The organism is Methylobacterium sp. B1, from assembly GCF_000333255.1.
GTDB lineage: Bacteria > Pseudomonadota > Alphaproteobacteria > Rhizobiales > Beijerinckiaceae > Methylobacterium > Methylobacterium fujisawaense.
In genome coordinates this window covers 1-7,587 of record NZ_BACT01001026.1, presented here as the reverse complement: position 1 = coordinate 7,587, position 7,587 = coordinate 1, and the positions used below count along the sequence as shown (strand labels likewise).

Annotated in this window: 6 protein-coding genes and 1 pseudogene; 5 read left to right on the top strand and 2 right to left on the bottom strand. The window is 69.4% G+C overall.

Annotation, left to right across the window (positions count from 1 at the left end; all coding sequences use genetic code 11):
* Positions 1-507: 507 nt before the first annotated feature.
* Positions 508-1,392: a fumarylacetoacetate hydrolase family protein gene (locus I53_RS28610; protein ID WP_043357420.1), complete on the bottom strand. Its 885-nt coding sequence runs from the start codon at positions 1,390-1,392 to the stop codon at positions 508-510.
* A gap of 413 nt (positions 1,393-1,805) precedes the next feature.
* Here I53_RS28610 and I53_RS28605 point away from each other — a divergent pair, with 413 nt between their 5' ends.
* A complete protein-coding gene (locus I53_RS28605; protein ID WP_043357417.1) occupies positions 1,806-3,119 on the top strand; it encodes an OmpP1/FadL family transporter in 1,314 nt (437 codons plus the stop codon).
* Positions 3,120-3,201: 82 nt separating this feature from the next.
* On the opposite strand, the gene I53_RS28600 is transcribed toward I53_RS28605, so the two are convergent.
* Complete coding sequence (locus I53_RS28600) at positions 3,202-4,983, bottom strand: alpha/beta hydrolase (RefSeq protein WP_043357424.1); 1,782 nt, start codon at positions 4,981-4,983, stop codon at positions 3,202-3,204.
* 216 nt (positions 4,984-5,199) lie between these two features.
* Here I53_RS28600 and I53_RS28595 point away from each other — a divergent pair, with 216 nt between their 5' ends.
* The 4 genes and pseudogenes from I53_RS28595 to I53_RS28580 all read left to right on the top strand — a co-directional run.
* The gene (locus tag I53_RS28595) at positions 5,200-5,577 is read left to right on the top strand and encodes a hypothetical protein (protein ID WP_236952783.1); all 378 of its coding nucleotides are present in this window, start codon (positions 5,200-5,202) and stop codon (positions 5,575-5,577) included.
* A gap of 120 nt (positions 5,578-5,697) precedes the next feature.
* Complete coding sequence (locus I53_RS28590; RefSeq protein ID WP_043357422.1) at positions 5,698-6,915, top strand: LL-diaminopimelate aminotransferase; 1,218 nt, start codon at positions 5,698-5,700, stop codon at positions 6,913-6,915.
* A gap of 134 nt (positions 6,916-7,049) precedes the next feature.
* On the top strand, positions 7,050-7,262 hold the full coding sequence (locus I53_RS28585; protein ID WP_020090818.1) for a hypothetical protein: 213 nt from the start codon (positions 7,050-7,052) through the stop codon (positions 7,260-7,262).
* 113 nt (positions 7,263-7,375) lie between these two features.
* Positions 7,376-7,587, top strand: a pseudogene (locus I53_RS28580) (hypothetical protein); the annotation flags it as partial.

The window sequence follows — 7,587 nt, the reverse complement described above, 5'->3', positions numbered from 1 at the left end:
TTTGAGCCGGATCGGCGGACAGAAATCAAGCGGGCCGGGCGCCCGAACTCCCCGCGGACGGATCGGTCTGGACTTCGAGGCCGTGCCAACCGAGGCCGCGCGACGTCGCGCGGCCCGGTATCCGGGGGAGGGCCGTGCCCGTGCCGGTCCCGCTCGACGCCGCTCGTGAGACCGTCCGGCTGGCAGGACGCCCGCCCAATCAGGGATCCAGTCTGATCGGAGGCCCCAAGGATCCGGCCGCCGGCCCCGACCAGGCGCGCGAGGCGATTGGGCTGCGCCGCGATCCGCCGGATCCGGTCGGGCTCGTCCCGCACCGCCTGCTTGACGGTCTCGGCCCGGATCTCGATCGCCTTGCGCGTCGGCGGCTCGGGCTCCGACCCTGTGCGCGGGCCTGCGGACAATCCGATGTCGCAGTCTTGTCCGGCCGAAGCGCGGGACGATCACCGATACCGGTGTCTGTTCCTGGAACCGGCACCGCCGCCCGGATGCGGGCGGCGGCGCGGCCAGTCAGTCCGTCGGCTCGCCGGCGGAGACCTTGGCGGTCCAGTCGTCGAAGGCGATGACCTGCTGACGCTGCTCGCCGAGCCGGTCGATCCGAAGGACCATCTCGTCGCCGGCCTTGAGGTAGCGCGGCGGCTTCATGCCGAGCCCGACGCCCGGCGGGGTGCCGGTGGTGATCACGTCGCCCGGCTCCAGCAGCATGAAGTGCGACGTGTAGGCGACGAGCTGGGGAACGTCGAAGATCATCGTGGCGGTAGAGCCGGTCTGACGGCGCTCGCCGTTCACGTCGAGGCTCATGGCGAGGTTCTTCAGGTCGGGAATCTCGTCCAGCGTCACCAGCCAGGGGCCCAGCGGCCCGAAGGTCGGTGCGCTCTTGCCCTTGGTCCAGGTCGGACCGCGGTTCATCTGCCATTCGCGCTCGGAGACGTCGTTGCAGATGCAGGCCCCCGCCACGTAGCTCAGCGCCTCGTTGGCGTGGACGTAGCTGGCGCGCCGCCCGATCACCACGGCGAGTTCGACCTCCCAGTCGGTGCTGTGCGACCCCTTGGGGATGATCACCGTGTCGTTCGGCCCGCACAGGCTGGACGGCGCCTTGTTGAAGATGATCGGCTCGGCCGGGATCGGCGAGCCGGTCTCGGCGGCATGGTCGGCGAAGTTCAGGCCGATGGCCACGACGTTGCGGGTGCCGCCGACGCAGGGGCCGAGGCGCACGTCCGGCGGCAGCTTCGGCAGGGTCTCGGGATCGAGGGCGCGCAGGCGCGCCAGCGAATCGGGCGACAGCGCCGGCCCGGCGATGTCCCGCACGATGCCCGAGAGGTCGCGCAGGCCGCCTTTCGCATCCACGAGGCCGGGCTTCTCGTCGCCGCTCGGGCCGTGCCGGAAGAGCTTCATGGCCGCACTCCTCATCCTTCCCTGTGCCGGTCTGCGCCGGACGCCGGGACCATGGCCGGGCCTCGACCCGGGTGCAAGGCCGGTGGTCCGCACGCAGCGCCCCGCCGGGTGTCGCAGCCAAGCAACAGGCCTGCAAAAAAGTTCATGGTCTGATGATAATGGATCTATTGTTCAGGGCGCAGCGCAAGAGGAAAAGTTGGGTGCGTAATTATCGAAAACAGGTCTTCGCCAGACGTCGGCCCCAATGAGACAATGCATCCCAATGTCTCTACGGATCTTCTTTTCGCCTCCGGAGGCCGTCCTGGTCATTGCGGTTCAGCCCCCGCAACCGGCACCATGCCCGAAAGGGTGCCACCTGATGAAGCTCTAACAATCCTCGGCGCCCGCCAGAACGACAACGCTTGGGGGACGAAATGGGCAGGACGGTGCGCGCTGCAATGCTGGCGGCGACGGCAATGTTCCTCGGTGCCGGGCAGGTTCAGGCTGGGGCGTTCGGTCTGCGGGAGCAGAGCACGCAGGCGCAGGGGCTGGCGTTTGCGGGCGCGGCCTCGGGATCGGGCGGCGTGTCGTCGATGTTCTGGAACCCCGCGACCATCACGATGAACCCGGGCTTCGTCGCGGAGCAGAACTTCACCTATATCGGCCTGTCTTCGGAGATCCGCCCGGCGCCGGGCACCAATCCGGGCTTCGCGCGGCTGGGCGGCTCGGGCGAGATCGGTCAGGGCGCCCTCGTGCCGGCGGGCGCGACCTCGTACCAGCTGAACGACCGCCTGTGGCTCGGCCTCTCGACCGGCGCGCCCTTCGGGCTCGTGACCAAGCCCAACCAGGTCTGGGCCGGGGAGGTCTACGGACGCTCGTCGCGGATCTTCTCCCTGGCGATCAACCCGGTGATCGGCTTCAAGGTCAACGAATGGCTGTCGATCGCGGCCGGGCCGAACATCGAGTATTTCCGCCTGACCCTGCGGCAGGCGCTGCCGGTCCCGGGCCTCCTGCCGACCGCCTATCCGAGCTCCTTCCTCAAGGGGGAATCCTGGGGGGTGGGCTTCACCGCGGGCGCCACGCTGACGCCCCGCGACGGGACCGTGCTGGGCATCGGCTACCGCTCCTCGGTGCACCACGACATCGACGGCTCGATCGGCGTGCCGCTGCTCGCCCTGGCCCCGCTCGCCGGCCAGGTCCGGGCGAGGCTGAACACCCCCGACAAGCTGAGCGTCGGCCTGACCCAGGCGGTCTCGCCGGTGGCGCGGGTGAACCTCGGCTTCGAGTGGGACAACTGGTCGAGGCTCGGGACCATCGGGATCGTGTCGAAGACCCTCGGCCTGCCGGTGAACACCCTGCCGCTCAACTACAAGGACGGGTTCACCTACGCGATCGGCGCCGAGTACGACGCCTCGCCGAACCTGACGCTGCGCACGGGCTTCGCCTACGAGACATCGCCGATCGACTTCCGCAACCGTTCGGTGCGGCTGCCGGACGGGGACCGCTACATCGCCTCGGTGGGCGCCAGCTACCGCTGGAGCCGGCAGCTGACGCTGAACCTCGCCTATTCGCACTTCTTCCTGGACCGGTCGCGGATCCTGGCGGGCCTCGGCCGCGACTACAACGTCGGCAACATCGCCTTCGCGGGGGTGGTGGATTCCAGCGCCGACATCGTCTCGGTGGGCTTCCGCTACGTGTTCGGCGCGCCGCCGGCCCCCGCCCCCGCGCCCCTCGTGCGGAAATGGTGATGCGCCTGCGCGGGGCGCCCGGCTCCCCCGGGCGATCCGCGACGGGCGGTGCCCCGCTCCGGTTCGCCGCGGATGGCGCGCCTCAGGCCCGCATGCGCACGTAGGTCCCCGGCGCCGGGCCGAGGGATTGGAGCGCATCCCCGCCGGGTTTCCGGGCCGGCACCCGCTCCGGCGCCTGCGCCTCGATCCACTGAAACCAATACGGCCACCACGAACCCTTGGTCTCGACCGCGGCGCTGATCCAGTCCTCCAGCGTCCCCTTGACCGGGCCGCCGGTCCAGTAGCCGTATTTCGGCTTGGACGGGGGGTTGATCACGCCGGCGATATGGCCCGATCCCGCCAGCACGAAATCGACCTTGCCGCCGAACACCTTCGAGCCCTCGAAGACCGAGAGGGCCGGCGCGATGTGATCCTCCCGGGTTGCGAGGTTGAAGATCGGGACCTGCACCTTCTTGAGGTCGAGGCGGACGTTGCCGAGCACCATCCGTCCCTGCGCCAGCGTGTTGTCGAGGTAGCAGTTGCGCAGATAGAAGGAATGATTGGCCGCTGGCATCCGCGTGGCGTCGGAATTCCAGTACAGCAGGTCGAAAGCCGAGGGCGATTTGCCCTTGATGTAGTTGTTGACGATGTAGGGCCAGATCAGGTCGTTCGGCCGGAGCATGTTGAAGGCGTTCGCCATCCGGGCGCCCTCCAGGTAGCCCTGCTCGGCCATCCGGGCCTCGACCTGCCGGATCTGCTCCTCGTCGGCGAAGACCTTCAGGTCGCCGGCATGGGTGAAGTCGACCTGCGTGGTGAGCAGCGTCGCGCTCTTGATCCGCCGGTTTCCGGTGGCGGCCTGCATGGCCAGCGTCACGGCGAGCAGCGTCCCGCCGACGCAGTAGCCGGCCGCCGTGACCTCGGTCTCCCCGGTGGCGACCCCGATCGCGTCGATGGCCGCCTCGATCCCCTCGCGCATGTAGGACTCGAAGTCCTTGTCGGCATGCCGGGAATCCGGATTCACCCACGAGATGCAGAAGACCGTCAGGCCCTGGTCGACCATCCACTTCAGGAAGCTCTTCTGGGGATTGAGGTCGAGGATGTAGAACTTGTTGATCCAGGGCGGAACCATCAGGAACGGGCGCCGCAGCACGGTCTCGGTGGCGGGCGCGTACTGGATCAGCTCGATCAGATCGTTGCGGAACACCACCTCGCCGGGGGTGACCGCCATGTTGCGCCCGACCTCGAACCCGCTCGGGTCGGTCTGGCGCACGCGCAGATGTCCGCCGCCCGCCTGTAGATCCTCCTCGTACATCTTCAGGCCACGGACGAGGTTGGCGCCGTTCTCCTGGAGGGTATGGCGGATCAGCTCCGGGTTGGTCGGCAGGAAGTTCGACGGCGAGAGCATGCTGGTGAGCTGGCGCAGGTAGAATTGCGCCTTATGGCGCGTGTGCGCATCGAGCCCCTCGGCCTCGTCCACGAGGCTTTCGGCCCAGCGGGCGGCGAGCAGGTAGGCCTGCTTGATGAAGTCGAAATACGGGTTGGTCGACCACTCGGCATGGGCGAAGCGCGCGTCCCGGGGCTCCGGAAGAACCACCGGGTCGGCGGGCTGGCCCTGCAGGCGCATGTAGGTCGAGCCCCAGAGCGACAGGAAGGCCTGCGACAGGCGGGCCTGGGCCTCGGCGCTCCGCTTCGGGTCGGCGAGCCAGGTCTCGGCCACCTGCCCGAGGACCTTGGCGGCCTCGTTCATCTCGCTTCCGGGGGCGCCTCCCTGTCCCTCGGGCCCGAGGGCGCGGGCGATATTGCGCCCCATCGCCTCGACGAACTGTCCGGCATTGCGGGACAGCGCCTCGAAATCCGGCATCGGAGCAGCCATGCCGTCCGGCATCGCGCCGTTCGAGACCGACTTCGGAGGGGCGGTCCGATCCGGCGCCTGCGGACTCGTCAAACGTGCCTCCCTGTGTTTCGTCTGTCGACCCGATCGCGCGGGCCTCGTTTCCGACAAAATAAGGAGCGAGCCAGAGCTTTCGCCACCCCGGTTGCGGACGTCGCCGAAACATCCGGCCGTTCTTTTCAAACCCATGTGACGATGGATCGTGCCATTTTGAACCCTGTCGCCCGCATGTCCCGCAGCGTGCCGCTGATCCGCACGGCCGGCCTCGGGCTGCTGGTCAGCCTGCTCGGGGCCTGCTCGGGCGACGTCGTCCGCTCGCTGGCCTCCGATGCAGGCTATGGGCCGCGGACCGTCGCCGCGCCGGATTTCGTCGCGGAATCCCGCAGCAAGGCGCAGCCCGACTTCATGCCGGTGGGCGTCGACGCCCCGAAGCGCCCGGTCCGGGCCAAGTCGGTCACCGGCCAGAAGGCCCTGGAGGCGGAGCTGGAGAGCGCCCGCGGCCGCAACGAGGTCCGCGGCCGGGCGGCGGCGAGCGCCGGGCAGGGCGCCGCGGCCACCATCAAGCCGGCCCCGGCGCCGCCGCAATAGCACCGATTTGAGCACCGATTTGTGGGTCGGCGGCGGCCCGCAACTCTGCTAGAGCATGGGGTTCGCGCGACCGGCCCAGACGAAAGACGCCAGATTCGGGACGCGCCGATGGACACGCCCATGACCGACTTCCACCGCATCAAGCGACTGCCGCCCTACGTCTTCGAGCAGGTCAACCGGATCAAGGCCGCCGCCCGCGCGCAGGGCGCCGACATCATCGATCTCGGGATGGGCAATCCCGACCTCGACGCCCCCAAGCACGTGATCGCCAAGCTGTGCGAGACGGCCGGGCGGCCCCGCACCGACCGCTACTCGGCCTCGAAGGGCATCGCGGGCCTGCGCAAGGCCCAGGCCGGTTACTACCAGCGCCGGTTTGGCGTGACCCTCAACCCCGACACGCAGGTGGTGGCGACGCTGGGCTCCAAGGAGGGCTTCGCCAACATGGCTCAGGCGATTACCGCCCCGGGCGACGTCGTGCTGGTGCCGAACCCGAGCTACCCGATCCACGCCTTCGGCTTCCTGATGGCCGGCGGCGTCATCCGCTCCGTGCCGGCCGAGCCGACCCCGGCGATGTTCCCGGCCCTCGAGCGGGCCATGCGCCACTCGATCCCGAAGCCGGTCGCCCTGGTCGTCTGCTACCCGTCGAACCCGACCGCCTACGTGGCGAGCCTCGACTTCTACCGGGATCTCGTGGCCTTCGCGAAGCAGCACGAGCTGATCCTGCTGTCGGACCTCGCCTACGCGGAGGTCTATTTCGACGACAACCCGCCGCCCTCGGTCCTGCAGGTGCCCGGCGCCATCGACTGCACGGTGGAGTTCACCTCGCTGTCGAAGACCTACTCGATGGCCGGCTGGCGCATGGGCTTCGCGGTGGGCAACGAGCGCCTGCTCGCGGCGCTCACCCGGGTGAAGTCCTACCTCGATTACGGCGCCTTCACGCCGATCCAGGTCGCCGCGACCGCCGCCCTCAACGGGCCGGACGACTGCATCCACGAGATGCGCAGCATCTACAGGAAGCGCCGCGACGCGCTGGTGGAATCCTTCGGCAAGGCCGGCTGGACCATCCCGTCGCCCGCCTCCTCGATGTTCGCGTGGGTTCCGATCCCGGAGCGCTACCGGGAGATGGGCAGCCTCGAATTCTCCAAGCTGCTGCTGGAGAAGTCGGATGTCGCGGTGGCGCCCGGCATCGGATTCGGCGAATTCGGCGACGAGTATGTCCGCATCGCGCTGGTCGAGAACGAGCAGCGCATCCGGCAGGCCGCGCGCAACATCCGCCGGTTCTTCGACGGCACCGACAAGACCCTGCACAACGTCGTGCCGATGGTCCGGGCCGGCTAGCCGACCCCGCGCGGATTGTTGCCGCGGGGCGACAGGCTCCGCCAAAGGCGCCGACGCCCCGCGCCGGCGCTTGTCAGGACGGATCGCGATGGCCAGGGTCAGGTGCGGGGGTCCTCCCGCGTCCCGAGTGTCGCATGCGCCGCCTGAACCTGATCGCCGCCCTGCTGCTCGCCGCCGCGGCCTCGGCCTGTGCGCCGAACCCGATCATCGCCCGGGATCCGATCCCCGCGCCCGGCCCGGCGGACGTGTATGCGTGCGACTCGAAGCCGTTGCCGGTCAACGCCTTCACGACGGATTGCCGCCCCGTGCCGGCGAGCCCGCAGGTTGTCCTGCGCGCCCGCGGCTGATCCGCGCCGGCATTTCGGTAACCGGTCGATTCGGATGGGCCGGACAAGCCGCCCGCGATCAGCTAGACTGTAGGCCAGATGCCGGACCGGCCGGCCCCCTGACGGAGCATCGCGTGAGCACCAAGACCCTGATCGCCGCCGGACTGCTCGCCCTCCTGGCGGGGCAGGGCGCCTCGGCCTCCGACGCCGCCTACCCGCCCGCCTTCGAGGAGAAGACGCCGTTCGGCCGCCACCGGATCGGCCGGCTCGGCATCCGGTCGCCCGCGGGCTCGGAGGCCCGCCTCGTGACTTATGGGGCGCTCGATTCGTCAATCTCGGCGGAAGA